At 63.2% G+C, this 16,461-nt stretch carries 12 protein-coding genes and 3 tRNA genes; 10 read left to right on the forward strand and 5 right to left on the reverse strand.

Annotation, left to right across the window (positions count from 1 at the left end):
• Nucleotides 1-8: 8 nt before the first annotated feature.
• Complete coding sequence (gene kefC, locus O3297_RS26040; RefSeq protein ID WP_305050828.1) at nucleotides 9-1,829, forward strand: glutathione-regulated potassium-efflux system protein KefC; 1,821 nt, start codon at nucleotides 9-11, stop codon at nucleotides 1,827-1,829.
• 64 nt (nucleotides 1,830-1,893) lie between these two features.
• On the opposite strand, the gene pepF is transcribed toward kefC, so the two are convergent.
• Both pepF and O3297_RS26050 read right to left on the reverse strand, forming a co-directional pair.
• Complete coding sequence (gene pepF, locus O3297_RS26045) at nucleotides 1,894-3,774, reverse strand: oligoendopeptidase F (RefSeq protein ID WP_305050829.1); 1,881 nt, start codon at nucleotides 3,772-3,774, stop codon at nucleotides 1,894-1,896.
• 148 nt (nucleotides 3,775-3,922) lie between these two features.
• On the reverse strand, nucleotides 3,923-5,251 hold the full coding sequence (locus O3297_RS26050; RefSeq protein WP_070258600.1) for an amidohydrolase: 1,329 nt from the start codon (nucleotides 5,249-5,251) through the stop codon (nucleotides 3,923-3,925).
• A 196-nt stretch (nucleotides 5,252-5,447) separates the two neighbouring features.
• Between O3297_RS26050 and O3297_RS26055 the strand changes: the two genes are divergently transcribed.
• A complete protein-coding gene (locus tag O3297_RS26055; protein ID WP_305050831.1) occupies nucleotides 5,448-7,145 on the forward strand; it encodes a methyl-accepting chemotaxis protein in 1,698 nt (565 codons plus the stop codon).
• Nucleotides 7,146-7,198: 53 nt separating this feature from the next.
• Here the strand turns inward: O3297_RS26055 and ttcA are convergent, their stop codons facing one another.
• Genes ttcA through O3297_RS26070 form a run of 3 tightly spaced genes read right to left on the reverse strand, consistent with a single transcriptional unit; the run spans nucleotide 7,199 to nucleotide 9,404 of the window.
• Complete coding sequence (ttcA, locus tag O3297_RS26060) at nucleotides 7,199-8,134, reverse strand: tRNA 2-thiocytidine(32) synthetase TtcA (RefSeq protein WP_052140234.1); 936 nt, start codon at nucleotides 8,132-8,134, stop codon at nucleotides 7,199-7,201.
• A gap of 32 nt (nucleotides 8,135-8,166) precedes the next feature.
• Nucleotides 8,167-8,565, reverse strand: a complete 399-nt coding sequence (locus O3297_RS26065) for a dihydroneopterin aldolase (protein ID WP_034783508.1) — start codon at nucleotides 8,563-8,565, stop codon at nucleotides 8,167-8,169.
• Between the two features lie 53 nt (nucleotides 8,566-8,618).
• A complete protein-coding gene (locus O3297_RS26070) occupies nucleotides 8,619-9,404 on the reverse strand; it encodes an SDR family oxidoreductase (RefSeq protein ID WP_305050833.1) in 786 nt (261 codons plus the stop codon).
• A gap of 81 nt (nucleotides 9,405-9,485) precedes the next feature.
• Between O3297_RS26070 and O3297_RS26075 the strand changes: the two genes are divergently transcribed.
• From O3297_RS26075 to O3297_RS26110, 8 genes are all read left to right on the forward strand, one after another.
• Nucleotides 9,486-10,637, forward strand: a complete 1,152-nt coding sequence (locus tag O3297_RS26075; RefSeq protein ID WP_305050834.1) for a class I SAM-dependent methyltransferase — start codon at nucleotides 9,486-9,488, stop codon at nucleotides 10,635-10,637.
• A gap of 149 nt (nucleotides 10,638-10,786) precedes the next feature.
• Complete coding sequence (locus O3297_RS26080; RefSeq protein WP_305050835.1) at nucleotides 10,787-11,866, forward strand: J domain-containing protein; 1,080 nt, start codon at nucleotides 10,787-10,789, stop codon at nucleotides 11,864-11,866.
• Nucleotides 11,867-11,929: 63 nt separating this feature from the next.
• Nucleotides 11,930-13,525, forward strand: coding sequence for a DUF3369 domain-containing protein (locus tag O3297_RS26085; protein ID WP_070258612.1), 1,596 nt, complete (start codon nucleotides 11,930-11,932; stop codon nucleotides 13,523-13,525).
• Nucleotides 13,526-13,658: 133 nt separating this feature from the next.
• Nucleotides 13,659-15,305: a tetratricopeptide repeat-containing response regulator gene (locus tag O3297_RS26090; RefSeq protein WP_305050836.1), complete on the forward strand. Its 1,647-nt coding sequence runs from the start codon at nucleotides 13,659-13,661 to the stop codon at nucleotides 15,303-15,305.
• Nucleotides 15,306-15,538: 233 nt separating this feature from the next.
• Nucleotides 15,539-15,623 (forward strand) — tRNA-Tyr (locus O3297_RS26095).
• Between the two features lie 63 nt (nucleotides 15,624-15,686).
• Nucleotides 15,687-15,760 (forward strand) — tRNA-Gly (locus tag O3297_RS26100).
• Between the two features lie 43 nt (nucleotides 15,761-15,803).
• Nucleotides 15,804-15,878, forward strand: a tRNA-Thr gene (locus O3297_RS26105).
• 88 nt (nucleotides 15,879-15,966) lie between these two features.
• A partial coding sequence (locus O3297_RS26110) for a GTP-binding protein (protein ID WP_305050837.1) occupies nucleotides 15,967-16,461 on the forward strand: 495 nt, incomplete at its 3' end.

Here is a 16,461-nt window from a genome sequence, read left to right on the forward strand (position 1 = left end):
GAATCCGCATGGAACACCACAGCTTTCTCATCAACATACTGTTTTACCTGGTTGCCGCCATCATCATGGTGCCGCTGGCCAAGCGCCTGGGCATGGGCGCCGTGCTGGGTTATCTGGTGGCCGGCGTCGTTATCGGTCCCTGGGGCCTGGGCCTGATCAAGAATGTCGAGGTGATCCTCAGCTTTTCCGAATTCGGCGTGGTGCTGCTGCTGTTCCTGATCGGCCTGGAGCTGGAACCCAAACGATTGTGGCTGCTGCGCCGCCCGATTTTCGGCTGGGGCGGGGCGCAGGTGGGTGTCGTCAGCGCGGGCTTGTGCGCCGTGGCCATGGCCTTTGGCGTGGACTGGCGCACCGCGCTGGTGGGCGCGCTGGGGCTGTCGCTGTCGTCGACGGCCATCGTGCTGGCCACCCTGGGCGAACGCAAGCTGATGACGACGCCGGCCGGTTCCGCGGGCTTTTCCATTTTGCTGTTCCAGGATATCGCCGCCATTCCCATGATCGCGCTGGTGCCGCTGCTGGGCGGCCTGGTCACGCATAGCGGTGAGCCGGGCTGGCTGCGCGTGGCCAAGCTGGCCGCCGTGCTGGCCGCTCTGGTGATCGGCGGGCGCTTCCTGGTGAACCCCATCCTGCGCTTCATCGCCAGGACGGACTTGCGCGAAATCTTCACGGCCTTCGCCCTGCTGCTGGTGATCGCCATTTGCGTGCTGATGGAATCGGTGGGCTTGTCGATGGCGCTGGGTACCTTCATGGCGGGCGTGCTGCTGGCCGATTCCGAATACCGCCATGAACTCATTTCCGACCTGGAGCCGTTCAAGGGACTGCTGCTGGGCCTGTTTTTCATCGCCGTCGGCATGTCCGTCGATTTCGGCGTGCTGCGCGCCCAGCCCCTGCTGATCCTGGCCCTGGTGGCGGGGCTGCTGGCGGTCAAGATCGCCTTGCTGTACCTGCTGTCGAAGTTTGTCGACATTCCCCGCGGCCAGCAGCTGTTCTTTGCGCTGCTGCTGTCGCAGGGTGGCGAATTCGCCTTCGTCGTGTTTGCCGCCGCCGAGGCGGCGCACGTGTTTGCGCCGGAGACGGCCGCGCTGCTGGTCGTGGTGGTGACCCTGTCGATGGTGGCCACGCCCTTGCTGTTGCTGGCGCACGACAAATTCGTCGCGCCGCGCCTGCAAAGCGAAAAGAAGCGCCGCCCCGACGACCATATCGAGGCGCAGGACAACCCCATCGTCATCGCCGGTTTCGGCCGCTTCGGCCAGATCATCGGCCGCCTGCTGGCGGCCAATAAAATCGGCGTGACGGTGCTGGATCACGACCCGGACCAGATCGACCTGCTGCGCAAGTTCGGCTTCAAGGTGTTCTATGGCGACGCCACGCGCGTGGATCTGCTGGTGGCGGCCGGCATCGAGAAGGCCAGGGCGCTGGTGATCGCCATCGACAATGTGGATGACAGCCTGGCCCTGGTCGACGCCGTGCGCCTGCGCCTGCCCGAACTGACGATTCTGGCGCGCGCGCGCAACGTCACGCATTACTATGAATTGATGAAGCGGGGCGTGACCCTGATCGAACGCGAGACGTTCGCCGCGGCGCTGCTGCTGGGCGAGCAGACCTTGCAGCAGGTGGGTTTCAGCCCGGAGCGGGCGCAGCGCGCGGCCGGCATCTTTGGCCGGCATAACCTGAAAACCCTGCTGGAAGTGGCGCCGCACTTCCAGGACCAGCAAAAAGTCATGTCCCTCACGCGCCAGGCGCGCGAGGAACTGGAAGACATGTTCGAGAGCGATGCGGCGGCGTTTGCGGCGGCTGAAACTTCGGGGTCAGACCCTCAACACCGCTAACACAGAGGCTTGCGCTAACAGTAGAGGGGTCTGACCCCAGCCTTCGCTTGGGGTTTGCTAAAGCTTACTTCCCCCGGCGGCTCTCAATCGCCTCGATCTGATCGATGATGCCGTTCATGCGCGCCACCAGCGCCTGGTACGGTTTCGGCGAGGCCAGGTCGACGCCGGCCGCCTTCACCAGTTCATACGGATAGGCCGAGCCGCCCGCGCCGAGCATCTTCAGGTAGGCGGCCAGCGCGCCCGGTTCCTTGTCGAGGATGCGCTGCGCGAAATCCTGCGCTGCCGCGATCGAGGTGGCGTACTGGAACACGTAGAAGCCGTGATAAAAATGCGGCACGTAGGCCCATTCCAGCGCGTAGGCGGGATCGATGGTCATGACGCCCTGCGCTTCGCCGTGGTAGCGCTTGAGGATGCCGGCATAGATGGCCGTGATCTCTTCGCCCGTCAGCGATTCCCCCTTGTCCACCTTGCCGTGGATGGCCGCCTCGAATTCGGCAAACATGGCCTGGCGGAAGAAGGTGCCGCGCAGGTTTTCCAGCGCCGCGCCCAGGTACAACAGGCGCTCGTCGTCATCCTTGGCCTGCTTCAGGCGCGCGTCGAGCAGCAGCGCCTCGTTCGTCGTCGAGGCGATTTCCGCCACAAAGATGCTGTACGGTGCATAGATCGATGGCTGCGCCTTGTTGGCCAGCACCGAGTGCATGGCGTGGCCCCATTCGTGCGTCAGGGTGCTGACGGCTTCGTAATTGTCCGTGTAGTTGAGGAGCACGAACGGATGCACGTCGTACGCGTCGCCATTCATGTACGCGCCCGCCACCTTGCGCGGGCGCGGATACACATCCATCCAGCGCGCGCCCACGGCGGCGGTGAGTGCCTTCACATAGTCGGGCCCCAGCGGCGCGACGGAGTCGAGCATCATCTGCTTGCCTTCGGCCAGCGGAAAGGTGCGGTCGCTTTTCAGCAGCGGCGCATAGATGTCGTAATACGCCAGGTCCTTGACGCCCAGCATGCGCGCGCGCAGCTTGAAGTAGCGGTGCAAGGTGGGCAGATTGGCGTTGGTTTGCGCGATCAGGGTCTGGTAGACGGCTGGCGGCAAATGGTCGGCGTCGAGCGCCGCGCTTTGCGAGTCGGCATAGCGGCGCACCTTCGCATACGCGGCATCCGTCTTCAGCTGGCCGTACAGGGTTTCGCCGAACGTGCGTTCATATTCCTTCCACTTGCCGAAGAAGGCGTCGAACACCAGCTTGCGGTCGGCACGTTTGTCATCGTCGCGGTATTTCGTGTAGGCCGCCTGGTCGAGGCGCACTTGTGTACCGTCCGACAGCGTGACGGTCGGCCACGGGATTTCCGCATTGGCCAGGGTGCGGTAGACGCTGGCGGCCGAGCTTGTTGCCAGGCCAAACTGCGCCACCAGCTGCTCGCCAGTCGCGTCGAGCGTATGCGGCGCGCTGCGCAGCATGTTGCTCAATTGAAAACGGTACAGCTGCAAGCCCTTGTCCTTCGCCAGCATGGCATCGATGCGCTGGCTGCCCAGGGCAAGGATTTCCGGCTGCAGAAAGGTCGTCGCCTGGGAGAAATCGTTGCCCAGCAGGGCGGCGCGCTGGTTCAGCTGGTTGCCCTTGCTGTCGCCCGTATCCTGGTCGTAGTACTGCGCCGCATAGGTGGTGAGTGTGTTGACGCGCTTGCGCGCATCGGCGTACAGGTCCAGGCAGCTTTTCAGCCGGGCCGGCGAGGCTTTCAGCTGCCCTTTGCAGGCGCCCAGTTGCTGCAGCTGGGCCGACAGCTTTTTCGCGTCGGCGTCGAACGCGGCATCGTTTTGATACAGCGCCGTCAAATCCCAGCGGTCGGCTTGCCGGTCGGTGGGCGCCGGCGCGGCGAAGGCGGTGGAGATGGCAAAGCCGAGGGCCAGCAGGGTCAGTACGGGGCGTTTGAGCGCGGTTGTCGGCATACAGTATCCATTCATGGTCTGGTTGCAAGGGATGCCGGCACGAACGTGGCGGCAGACAACGAGCTTACTGCAGCAGGGGGATGAAGGAAAGCATTTCGGACGAGGGGGAGGGGCGCGGGGAAAAGCAGCTTCCCCGCGCACTGCCTGATTACTGCTTCTTGCCCAGCAAATCGAGCAGGATCGACGTTTCCGCCGTGATCGCCGCCTTGATGGTCGGCTGGTACTCAGGTGCCCATTGCGGCGAGTGCGGGCCGGCCAGCGGTTTGCCGCTGGCCTTGGCCGCCGCCAGCTTGCCTGGTTCCACCGCGCCGATATGCAGCAGCACGGCTTTCACGCCGGCCTGGCCGTAGTTGGCGAAGTCTTCCGACGTCATCTTGGCCGGCATTTCCGTCACGTTGGCCGCGCCCAGCGATTTTTGCAAGGTAGACACCATGCGCAGGGTCAGGTCCGGGTCGTTGTAGACGGCGTCCGTGCCTGGACGAATCTCCACCAGCGGCTCTTTCGGCGCGCCGGCGGCAAACGCTTCGCCCTTGACTTCACGCGCGATGCTGGCCAGGACGCGCTTGCGCACGGCATCCTTGAAGGTACGCACCGTCAGCTGCATGGTGACCTGGTCGGGCACGATGTTGGCCTGCGTGCCGCCATGGATGCTGCCCACCGTGATGACGACGGGGTCCATCGGATTGTTTTCGCGCGAGACCAGCGTTTGCAGTGCCAGCACGATGCGTGCGGCCATCACGACGGGATCGCGCGTGTCGTGCGGCGCGGCGCCGTGGCCGCCCTGGCCATACACGGTGATGCTGATGGTGTCGGCGGCGGCGCGGAAGTAGCCGGCGTGGTAGCCCACCGTGCCCGATGGCAGCGTCGCTTCATCGTGGAAGGACAGGGCATAGTCCGGTTTCGGGAAGCGCGTGAACAGGCCGTCCTTCAGCATGGCGGCCGCGCCCAGCAGCGGTTCTTCGGCCGGCTGGCCCACCAGCATCAGGGTGCCGCTCCAGTGCTGGCGGTTGTCGGCCATCAGCTTGGCGCTGCCATACCAGGCCGACATGTGCACGTCGTGGCCGCAGGCATGCATCACCGGCACGCTTTCGCCGGCCGCGTTTTTCGTCACCACGCTGCTGGCAAACGGCAGGCCGGTCTTTTCCAGCACGGGCAGCGCATCGATTTCCGTGCGCAGCATGACGACGGGACCGGGGCCGTTGCGCAGGATGGCGACGACGCCCGTGCCGCCGACGCCGGTGGTCACGTCAAAACCGAGCGCCTTGACCTTCTCGGCCAGTTTTTTTGCCGTCTCGACTTCCTGGAACGCCAGTTCCGGGTGGCGGTGCAAGTCCAGGTACAGGCTTTCCACGGCCGGGTAATTGGCTGCGAGCTGGGCCGCGATGGCGGGCGGCAGGGCCGCGCCGTGGGCGCTGCCGGCACAGGCGAGGACGGCGGCAAAGGTGATTTTCTTCAGGGGCAATGCGGAAAGTTTCATAGATTTCTTTGAGAAACAGGCGGGCGGACAAGCGCTGCGCGCCTGTAGTTGCGGAGGAGATTTTTAACTTAACAGAAACATTTCTCAAAATCAATAAATCAGCTACATATATTTCAACAATGTATAATCTGCAATGCAAAAAATTCCATATGGAATTAAATATATCTTCGATGCATTTATTGAGAGAAAAGACACCATGGGCTTTATCGCAAATATCAAGATCGGCAAGCGCCTGAGCATCGGCTTTGTCCTGATCCTGGCAATGACCGTTCTGATCGCTACAGTGGGCGTGTGGCGCCTCAATGAGGTGGCGACGTCGACGCGGGCCATGATGGCCGAACCGCTGACCAAGGAACGCCTGATTACCGACTGGTATGGCTTGAACTTTGCCTCGATCCGCCGCACGGCCGCCATTGTCAAGAGCAGCGACCCGGCGCTGGGACCGTACTTCAAGGAAGACTCGGCCGCGTCCGTGAAGAAGGCGGCCGAATTGCTCAAGCAGATCGAGCCGCTCGTCGCGGGCGACAAGGAAAAAGCCCTGTTTGCCAAGATCCTCGAGCAGCGCAAGGTGTACAGCGCCTCGCGTGACGGGGCCGTCAAGGCCAAGGCCGATGGCGACGTGGAAGGCGCGGCGAAAATCCTCGATACCGCGTTCACCCCGGCCGCCAAGGTGTACCAGGATTTACTGCAGGAACTGGTGACCTTGCAGCGCGAAAGCATCGATGCGACGGCCAAGCAGATCGACGCTTCCGCCGTGCATGACACCACCGTCATCAGCCTGCTGACGCTGTTCGCCGTGGCATTCGGCGTGTTGTGCTCGTGGCTGCTGACGACGGGCATCACGCGTCCGCTGCGCCAGGCGCTGGCGCTGGCCGAAACGGTGGCCGCCGGCGACCTGACGCAGACCGTCGCCACGACGGCGAAGGATGAAACGGGGGCGTTGCTCACCGCCCTGGGCAATATGAACAACAATCTGGTCAGCATCGTCAGCCAGGTGCGCAGCGGCACGGACAGCATCGCCACGGCATCGTCGGAAATCGCGGCCGGCAACCTGGACCTGTCGTCGCGTACGGAACAGCAGGCCGGTTCGCTGGAAGAAACCGCTTCGTCGATGGAAGAGCTGACCAGCACCGTCAGGCAGAACGCGGATAACGCGCGCCAGGCCAACCAGCTGGCCATCGCGGCGGCCGGCATCGCCAGCCGCGGCGGCTCGGTGGTGGCCGAAGTGGTGGCGACCATGGGGTCGATCAACGAGTCGTCGCGCAAGATCGTCGACATCATCAGCGTGATCGACGGCATCGCCTTCCAGACGAATATCCTGGCGCTCAATGCGGCCGTGGAGGCGGCGCGGGCCGGCGAGCAGGGGCGCGGTTTTGCGGTCGTGGCCGGCGAAGTGCGCAACCTGGCGCAGCGTTCGGCCGCGGCGGCCAAGGAAATCAAGGGCTTGATCGACGATTCCGTCAGCAAGGTGGGCGTGGGTGCCAAGCTGGTCGACCAGGCCGGTGCGACGATGGATGAAGTGGTGTCCAGCGTCAAGCGCGTGACCGACATCATCGGCGAGATTTCCAGCGCCAGCCAGGAACAGACGCACGGCATCGGGCAAGTCAACCAGGCGATTACCCAGATGGACCAGGTGACCCAGCAGAATGCGGCCCTGGTGGAAGAGGCGGCGGCGGCCGCCGGTTCGCTGCAAGAGCAGGCGAACGGCCTGGCGCAAGTGGTCAGCGTGTTCAAGCTGCGCGATCAGCCAGGTTTGCTGCGCCGTCCGGCGCTACAGCCGGCAGCCGCGCGTCCTGCGCCGGCGCCGCGTATTGCCGCGCGCAGCATTCCCGTCAAGGCGAAGCCGCCGGCTCCCGCGAAAGCGCTGGCCGGCGACGACTGGGAAGAGTTTTAAAGCAGGCTAATACATAAACGGCGCCATCGTCATGATGGCGCCGTGCGTCAGGGTCAGCCTTGCTGCAGCTGAATGGTGCCGAACGTGGTCGGCGTCGAGCACGGCTCTTCGTCGAAGGCGATGTCGCCCATGGGGCTGGCCACGCCGTCCGCCTTCAAATCCTTGAAGCCGAACAGTTTCGGATCCATCAAGTGCGATGGCGCCACGTTCGACAGGGCCGAGAAGATGCTTTCCACGCGGCCGGGGAATTTCTTGTCCCATTCGCGCATCAAGCCCTTGATCTGCTTGCGCTGCAGGTTTTCCTGGGAACCGCACAGGTCGCATGGAATGATGGGGAAGCCCTTGACTTCCGCATAGCGCTGCGTGTCCTCTTCCTTCACATACGCCATCGGGCGGATGACGATGTGCTTGCCGTCGTCCGACTGCAGCTTGGCCGGCATGCCTTTCAGTTTGCCACCGAAGAACATATTCAGGAAGAATGTTTCCAAAATATCATCGCGGTGGTGGCCCAGGGCGATCTTGTTGGCGCCCAGCTCGTCGGCCACGCGGTACAGGATGCCGCGGCGCAGACGCGAGCACAGCGAGCAGGTGGTCTTGCCTTCCGGGATCAGGCGCTTGACGATGCTGTAGGTATCCTGGTTTTCGATGTGGAAGGCCACGCCCAGTTCCGTCAGGTAGGCGGGCAGGATTTCCGGCGGGAAGTTCGGCTGCTTCTGGTCCAGGTTGACGGCGACGATGTCAAAATGGATAGGCGCGCGTTCGCGCAAGGTCATCAGAATGTCCAGCAGGGCGTAGCTATCCTTGCCGCCGGACAAGCACACCATCACCTTGTCGCCGTCTTCGATCATGTTGAAATCGCCGATGGCCTGGCCCACCAGGCGGCACAAGCGCTTGTGCAGCTTGTTGTTCTCCAGGGCGATCTTTTCCGCCTTCTTGCGCGCCAGTTTTTGCGCTTCCACATTGGCCGGCACTTCCACGGCGGCTGTCATCGTTTCCAGTACGGCAGTGTCATTCATGTTGTTCATGCTTCATCCTTGATCTTGAATACTTCCACGCCCACGCCTTCGCAGTCGGGATACACGTCCGGTTTCATGCTCGAGACGCGCGCGGCGCGCACGCGCGGGTGGGCCAGCATGGCCGCGAGCACGTCGTCGACCAGGCTTTCCTGCAGCTGCACGTGGCCTTGCGCCATGCGCCTGGCGATGGTTTCGCGCATGAAGTCGTAGTCGACCACTTCTTCCAGCTGGTCATCCTTCGGCGTCGACAGGGCCAGGGGAATGTACAGGTCGACGTTGATGAGGACGCGCTGCTCGCCCTTTTTCTCGAAGTCGTAGACGCCGATGTTGATGAGGACTTCGTAATTGCGCAGGAACAGGCGGCGGCAATCGGCCAGGCGAGGGTGGGACAGGGCGGACGACATAGTTTTACCTTTTCGGGGATGCTGGAATGCTGGTTGTTTGGTGTGGCTGCTGATTATTTGGTCAAAAACATGACGTCGCGCGGCAAGCCGATCAAATGCTGGCCGCCATCGACCAGCAGGGTCGTGCCCGTCAGCGCGCGCGCGCCGGCCACGTAACAGACGCAGTCGGCCACATCCTCGGGCGTGCTGGAGCGTCCCAGCGGCGTGTTTTCATGCGCCTTGGCGAAGTTCGCTTCCGTCTGTTCGCCGGAGACCATGGTGATGCCGGGGGCAATGCCCACCACGCGCACTTTCGGCGCCAGCGCCTGGGCCAGCATGGTGGTCGCCGACAGCAGCGCCGCCTTGGACAGGGTGTACGACAAAAAATCAGGATTGAGATTGTACAGTTTTTGATCCAGCAAGTTGATGACCACGGCTTGCCCGCTTGTCGGGGTGGCCTGGTACAGCGCTTGCGCCAGCAGGATGGGGGCGGCCAGGTTGGCATGCATGTGGGCGTCGAGGGCGGTGAAAGAAAAATCGCCCGCATTGTCGTATTCAAACAACGATGCGTTGTTGACCACGCAAGTCACGGCGCCCAGCGCAGCCTGTGCCTGTGGCAACAGCTGGCGCACGGCGTCTTCCTGCGCCAGGTCGCAGGGGAACGCTTGCGCGCGGCGCCCCAGCGCCGTGATTTCCGCCACCAGGCTGAGCGCCTCGTCGCGCGAGTCGCGGTAGTGGACGGCGATATCCCAGCCGTCGCGCGCCAGGCCCAGCGCGATGGCGCGGCCGATGCGTCGCGCCGCGCCCGTGACGAGGGCGACGCGGGGAGTGCTGTGTGGCAGTGTCGATGCTGGTGTCATGTCTTTACTGTATATATGGAGTGAGCGGGCTTGCCATGGCCGGTACTGGCGGCCCGCGCCGCCGATTCGCTACAATACGGTATGTCTCTTCCCGTACCCGATAGCGACGCGCTGGCCGCGTCCCATGCCTTGCAGCACCATATTGCCGCCGAAATCGCGCGCAATGACGGCGCCATTCCCTTTGTCCGCTTCATGGAGCTGGCGCTGTATGCGCCTGACCTCGGCTATTACAGCGGCGGCGCCGCCAAGCTGGGCAAAGATGGCGATTTTACAACCGCGCCGGAAATCTCTCCCCTGTTCGGCGCCACCCTAGCCCATGTGGCAGCCGCTATTATGGCGCAAACGGCCCCGCGCATCCTCGAATTCGGCGCCGGTACGGGCAAGCTGGCCTGCGATATCCTGACGGAAGCGGCGAATGCCGGCATCCCTATCGAGCAGTATGCGATCGTCGAACTGTCCGGCGAATTGCGCGCGCGCCAGGAGCTGGCCCTGGCCGGCTTCCCGCAAGTAGTGTGGCTCGACGGCTTCCCCGACAGTTTCGAAGGCGCCGTGTTCGGCAATGAAGTGCTCGATGCCATGCCCGTCAACCTGATCAGCAAGACGCCCGCCGGCTGGTGCGAACTCGACGTCAGCATTGCCGATGGCCAGTTCGTGTTTGTCGAACGTCCGGCCGGCGCCGACGTGGCCGCGCAGATCGCCGCCCAGGTGCCGGACGCCGAGGACTTGCCCGTCGGCTATGTCAGCGAGATCCATGGCGTGGCCTGCGGCTTCATGCGCTCGCTGGCGCGCATGCTGACCAATGGCAAGGGCGGTGCGGCCGTGCTGTTCGACTATGGCTTCCCCGCCCACGAGTATTACCTGGACTTGCGCGCCACGGGCACCCTGATGTGCCATTACCGCCACCACGCCCACGCGGAACCGTTCTATCTGCCCGGCTTGCAGGACATCACGGCCCACGTGGATTTCACGGCCATGGCGGTGGCGGCGCAGGATGCGGGTCTCGATGTGCTTGCCTACATGAACCAGGCGTCCTTCCTGTTGGGCGCGGGCATCGGCGACTTGCTGCTGCGCACCGATCCGGCACAGGTCAAAACGTATTTGCCGCAGGCCAGCGCCGTGCAAAAGCTGGTGTCGCCCGCCGAGATGGGGGAATTGTTCAAGGTGCTGGTGGTAGGGCACCAGGTGGAGCTGCCGGAAGCCCTGTTGTCCAGTGACCGCAGTCACCGCTTGTAAGCGCCTGCAATATCAAGGCAGGGCAGTGCCGCCCTGCAATTTCCTGTCCGCCGGTGGTTATTATCTTGTCATATCGTATATGATGACCGACACAGCACGGTTCCATCCTGCAAGAACCCGTCGCCGCGCACCGATTTCAAGATAGAACGATGGGAAAGATACATACACACTATGACAACCTGAAAGTGGCGCGCCTGGCGCCGCAGGAAGTCATACGTGCCGCGTACAAAGCCCTCAGCCAGAAATACCACCCGGACAAGAATCCTGGCGACGAAAAGGCCGCCCGCATCATGGCGATCCTCAACAGCGCCTATGGCACCTTGTCCGATCCACAACGCCGCAAGGAACACGACGAGTGGATCGCCGCCGAGGAGTGGGAAATCGAATGGCTGGAAAGCACCCACCACGAGGAAGGCAAGAGCCGCGATGGCCGCGCGAAAGGCCATGCCCAATCGCATGAGCACGCCTGGGCGCAGGATGTGCCGCCGCCGAAGGGCAAGGCGCCGCCCATCTGGCGCAACTGGCGCTGGTGGCTGAGTCTGCTTGTCTGCCTGTTGCTGGGCTGGCTGGGCGCCTTGCTCATGCTCGATACCTCGCAGCCGATGCCGGCCGCGCTGGCGTCGGCCTGGAGCGGCCTGGCCCGCGATGGCGCCAGGGCGCACCCGGACACGTCTTCGGCGGATGGCGTCGCCACGCCGCCGGCAAAAAACGAGGCGATGGCTATCGATAGCTGGGCCGTGGGCAAGCCGTATGCGGCCGAGCCCGCGCAAGCGAAGGCACCGGAGATCCGCGTGCTGGCCGTCTCACAGCTGAGCCTGAAAGCCAGTCGGCCCGCCTGCGATGGCGCCAGCCAGGCCGAGTCGGCGGCGCTGGTGGCGCCGAATGGCGAGCCATGGCCGGCGCAATCGGGCTACGTGGATGGCTTTCCGATCGGTAACAAGGGCGAGGAACTGAGCTTGACCATCGATAACAGCAGCAACGCGGCGCCCGTCTTCGTCAAGCTGTATGACCAAGAGCGGCGCTCGAATGTGCGCTACCTGTACATCCTGGCCAATGACAAGCTGACGGTGGAGCAGCTCAGCGCGGGCAAGTACGAAGTGCGTTACCAAGCTGTCGGGCCAGGCCAGGACAATTGCGGCGGCGCCACGCGCAGCGGTGCAGCGCTACCCGCGCCGGCGCCGGCCGCCGGAGACGGCGCTACGCAGAATCCTGTTGTAAGCAGCATCTAATCTGATTATGCTTGATAGGCGTCAACGCAGCGTCCACATCGAACTTATCCCTTAGGAGTATTCATGACCGACCTCAAAGCCGATGCAGATGATAACTGGCTGCTCGACGAAGATGAGCCGGTGGCCAGTCCTGCCGGGCTGGCCGCGCCCGACCAGCGCCTGTGGCGTGTCCTGATCGTTGACGATGACGTGGATGTGCATGCGGTCACGCGGCTGGCGCTGCGCAATGTCAGCTTCAAGGGCCGCGAACTGGAACTGTTTTCCGCCTACAGCGGCCGCGAAGCGTACGACATCCTGCGCGACACGCCCGATATCGCGCTGGTGCTGCTCGACGTGGTGATGGAAACGGACGATGCCGGCCTGATCCTCGCCAAGCGCATCCGCGCCGACCTGAACAATTCCATCGTGCGCGTCGTGCTGCGCACGGGCCAGCCGGGCCAGGCGCCCGAGCAGCGCGTCATCATCGAATACGACATCAACGATTACAAGGCCAAGACGGAACTGACGACGCAAAAGCTGTTTACCACCGTCATCTCGGCCCTGCGCGCCTACGAGAGCCTGATGATGCTCGAGCGCAGCCGCATAGGCCTGGGCAAGATTCTTGCCGGCGCCACCAATCTGTACCAGATCCATTCCCTGCGCGAATTCGCTTCCGGCGTGCTCAACCAGGTCAGCGCCATCCTCGACGTGGGCGCCGACGGCGTGCTGTGCCTGATGCAGGGCGGCGCCGGACGGCCCGAAGTGGTGGCCGCCACGGGCACGTATGCCGTGCTGGCCGAGGCGGAAGCCATGCCGGCCGACCATGCCCTGACGCCCACCATCGACAAGGCGTTCGCGGAAAAGCGCAGCCAGTTCGAGCATCCGGCCAATGTGCTGTTCATCCATACGGAAGGCAACCGCGAGCTGGCCATCTCCGTCACGCCGCCGTGGCCGCTGGCGCAGATCCAGCGCGACTTGCTGGAAGTGTTTTGCCAGCGCATCGCCGCCGCCTTCGACAACCTGTACATGTTCGGCCAGCTGCGCAAGGCGCAGGAAGCGACCGTGGTGGCGCTGGCCGACCTGGCCGAGTTCCGCGACAGCGACACGGGCGGCCACGTGCGGCGCGTGCAGCTGTTGTCCGACGCCATCGCCCGGCGCATGCAGCAGCGCGGCGTGTACCCGGACGAGCTGACGCCGCAGTTGCTTGACATGATCGGCCTGGCCAGCATCCTGCACGACGTGGGCAAGGTGGCCACGCCGGACGCCGTGCTGCTCAAGCCGGGCAAGCATACGGACGAGGAGCGGGCGCAGATGCAGCTGCATGCCAGCGTCGGGCGCACCATCCTCGAGCGGGCCGCCAACATGGTCGACGGCGTCAGCTATCTGACCTATGGCGCGCAGATCGCCGGCGGCCACCACGAACACTTCGATGGCGCCGGCTACCCGCATGGCCTGAAGGGGCGCGATATTCCCGTGGCCGCGCGCATCGTTGCCGTGGTCGACGTTTTCGATGCCTTGCTGCACGAGCGGCCTTACAAGGAACCGTGGCCGTATCCGCAGGTGCGCGAGTACATCGAGCAGCGCAGCGGCAGCCAGTTCGATCCGGAAGTGGTGACGGCGCTGCTGGAACTGATCGACCATGAGCCGCAACTGTGGCATCCGGAGCGCGCCGTCGCTTGAGTAGCCGCTTCGTTGGCATTTTTCGGCGCGCCGCCATTCCCTTGCGCGCGTCGCCGTCATATACTCGGCAGCCTCATGCTGGCTGGCGCCACGCACCAGTGTGGCGCGCCGCAGAGTTTTCGGACATCACGACATGAAAGAACTCAAGGGCCTCAGCGCACTGATCATCGAGCCGCATCCGGGCATGCGCGCCAGCCTGCACAATATGCTCAACCTGTGCGGCCTGGCGAAGATCGACGACGCGGCCAGCTCCGGCCAGGCGATCCGCATGCTGGGCAGCAAATCGTATGACTTGATCCTGTGCGAATACGATCTCGATGGCGGGCAGGATGGCCAGCAGATGCTGGAAGATTTGCGCCACCACAAATTGATGCACGCATCGACCATGTTCTTCATGGTCACGGGCGAAGGCAGCTTCGCCAAGGTGGTCAGCGCCGTCGAGCTGTTGCCTACCGATTACATCCTCAAGCCGTTTACTGCTGACAATATGCTCGAGCGCATCGGCCGCGCGTTGGACAAGCGCAATGCCTTCGTGCCCGTGTATGAACTGATCGACGTGGGCAATGAGCGCGCGGCGATTGCCGCCTGCGCCGAGGGCGCCAGCCTGTATCCCCGCTACGCCACGGATTTCCTGCGCTTGCGCGCGGAACTGCACCTGCTGCTGGGCGAGGCGGCCGACGCCGAGCCGATCTACGCGGCCCTGTATGAGAGCAAGTCCATCGGCTGGGCGCGCCTGGGGCAGGCCAAGACGCAATTTCTGCTGGGCGAGTACGAAGCGGCGCAGGGCACGCTGGAAGGGCTGCTGGAAAACAACAAGCGTTTTCTCGACGCCTATGACTGGCTGGCGCGCACGCACTTGGCGCAAGGCAAGCCGGAACTGGCGCAGGCGGCCTTGAGCGAAGCGGTGGCCCTGTCGCCGCACGCCGTGCGCCGCTTGCGCCGACTGGGCGAGGCGGCCCTGGCGGCCGACGATATCGAGATGGCGGAAAAATCCCTCAAATTGGTGGTCAGCAAGGCCAAGTATTCGGAATTCCGCGACCCGGAAGACCATGTGCGCCTGGTGCAGACCCTGGTGCGCAAGGGCGACCCGCTGCAGGCGGGCGCCGTGATCCGCGACCTCGACAAGTCGATGGGCGGGCAAAAGAATGCGGAACTGTGCAGCGCCCTGTGCAGCGCCATGCTGCATGCGCATACGGGCAACGCGGAACGTCTGCAGCAATCGCTGGACGCGGCCCTGGCCGCCAACCGCCACAGCGTGGGCGGCTCGAACATGCTGAAAACGGAACTGGCGCGCCATTGCCTGGCGCATGGGCGCGAGGATGGCGCCGCCGAGGTGATGCGCGAAGTCATGCGCAACGCGCCCGACAGTGCAGCCATGACGCGCGCCATGGCCGTGTTCGAACAGGCGGGGCGCGAAGAGCTGGCCAAGGCATTGGCGCGGCAAAGCCGCCAGGAAGTGGCCGACATGGTGGCGGCCGGCGCGGCCAGGGCGGGAGAGGGCGATTTCCGCGGCGCCGTCGACCTGATGGGCGAAGCCGTCACGCGCCTGCCCGATAATCCGCAAGTGGTGTTCAATGCGGCCGTGGCCGTGCTGAAGTGCCTGGAACACGAAGGCTGGGATGAGCGCATGGGCCAACAGGCGCTGACGTTTATCGCCGGCGTGCGCCGCCTGGACCCGCGCAACCCCAAATTGCCCGTACTGTCGGGCCTGCATCAGCAGTTATTGCGCAAATATAAGCCCCTTGGCAACTCCTGGATGCATCCGCCTGATGCCCGGTAAATGGAAAAAATGCGGGGTGAGTGACGGGAAAATGCGGCTTGCGGGCAGGGGGCATAAAAAAAATGCGAAAAAAGTCGACTTTTTCGCGCCAACCCTTGCACATTCTCAAATCGGGAGCTTATAATCACGCCCCGAAGCAGCCAACTTCTTCTTTATAAGCAAATGCAGCAGTCAGGCATCAGTAAATAAGGTTGACAGTTGTGAGTAGATGCTTCATACTCTGCGGTTCCCGCGGAGGGGTGGCCGAGTGGTTAAAGGCGACAGACTGTAAATCTGTTCTCTATGAGTACGCTGGTTCGAATCCAGCCCCCTCCACCAAGTTTTTGCAAGGAAAACTGGGTAGTAGCAAAAAGCAAGTGAAGATAAAGTGAACGATACCTCGCGGGTGTAGCTCAATGGTAGAGCAGAAGCCTTCCAAGCTTACGACGAGGGTTCGATTCCCTTCACCCGCTCCAGTTTCCGTTCGGATGCTTGATGCATCGCATGCAACAAATTACAGCCCTTGTAGCTCAGTGGTAGAGCACTCCCTTGGTAAGGGAGAGGCCACGTGTTCGATCCACGTCAAGGGCACCAGAATTCGCAGCAGGCAGCACAGAAGCAATTCAAACCAGACCGTCGGGCGTGTGCCTGAGCAATCTAATCAAATCATTAGGAGTTCAAAATGGCAAAAGGTAAATTCGAACGGACCAAGCCGCACGTCAACGTCGGCACCATCGGCCACGTCGACCACGGTAAAACCACGCTGACCGCTGCAATCGCAACGGTTCTGTCGAAGAAATTCGGCGGCGAAGCTAAAGCATACGACCAGATCGATGCAGCGCCAGAAGAAAAAGCGCGCGGTATCACGATTAACACCGCCCACGTCGAGTACGAAACGGAAACGCGTCACTACGCGCACGTTGACTGCCCAGGCCACGCCGATTACATCAAAAACATGATTACCGGTGCTGCCCAGATGGACGGCGCGATCCTGGTGTGCTCCGCAGCTGACGGCCCAATGCCACAGACCCGCGAACACATCCTGCTGGCCCGCCAAGTTGGCGTTCCATACATCATCGTGTTCCTGAACAAGTGCGACCTGGTCGATGACGCAGAGCTGCTGGAACTGGTTGAAATGGAAGTGCGCGAGCTGTTGTCGAAGTACGAATTCCCAGGC

It is taken from the genome of Janthinobacterium sp. SUN128 (genome assembly GCF_030587275.1).
Taxonomy (GTDB): domain Bacteria; phylum Pseudomonadota; class Gammaproteobacteria; order Burkholderiales; family Burkholderiaceae_D; genus Janthinobacterium; species Janthinobacterium lividum.

Bases quoted from the DNA above. Each gene is read 5' to 3' on its own strand.
- kefC (WP_305050828.1), top strand. From the start codon at position 9: ATGGAACACCACAGCTTTCTCATCAACATACTGTTTTACCTGGTTGCC.
- pepF (WP_305050829.1), bottom strand. From the start codon at position 3,774: ATGCCGACAACCGCGCTCAAACGCCCCGTACTGACCCTGCTGGCCCTC.
- O3297_RS26050 (WP_070258600.1), bottom strand. From the start codon at position 5,251: ATGAAACTTTCCGCATTGCCCCTGAAGAAAATCACCTTTGCCGCCGTC.
- O3297_RS26055 (WP_305050831.1), top strand. From the start codon at position 5,448: ATGGGCTTTATCGCAAATATCAAGATCGGCAAGCGCCTGAGCATCGGC.
- ttcA (WP_052140234.1), bottom strand. From the start codon at position 8,134: ATGACAGCCGCCGTGGAAGTGCCGGCCAATGTGGAAGCGCAAAAACTG.
- O3297_RS26065 (WP_034783508.1), bottom strand. From the start codon at position 8,565: ATGTCGTCCGCCCTGTCCCACCCTCGCCTGGCCGATTGCCGCCGCCTG.
- O3297_RS26070 (WP_305050833.1), bottom strand. From the start codon at position 9,404: ATGACACCAGCATCGACACTGCCACACAGCACTCCCCGCGTCGCCCTC.
- O3297_RS26075 (WP_305050834.1), top strand. From the start codon at position 9,486: ATGTCTCTTCCCGTACCCGATAGCGACGCGCTGGCCGCGTCCCATGCC.
- O3297_RS26080 (WP_305050835.1), top strand. From the start codon at position 10,787: ATGGGAAAGATACATACACACTATGACAACCTGAAAGTGGCGCGCCTG.
- O3297_RS26085 (WP_070258612.1), top strand. From the start codon at position 11,930: ATGACCGACCTCAAAGCCGATGCAGATGATAACTGGCTGCTCGACGAA.
- O3297_RS26090 (WP_305050836.1), top strand. From the start codon at position 13,659: ATGAAAGAACTCAAGGGCCTCAGCGCACTGATCATCGAGCCGCATCCG.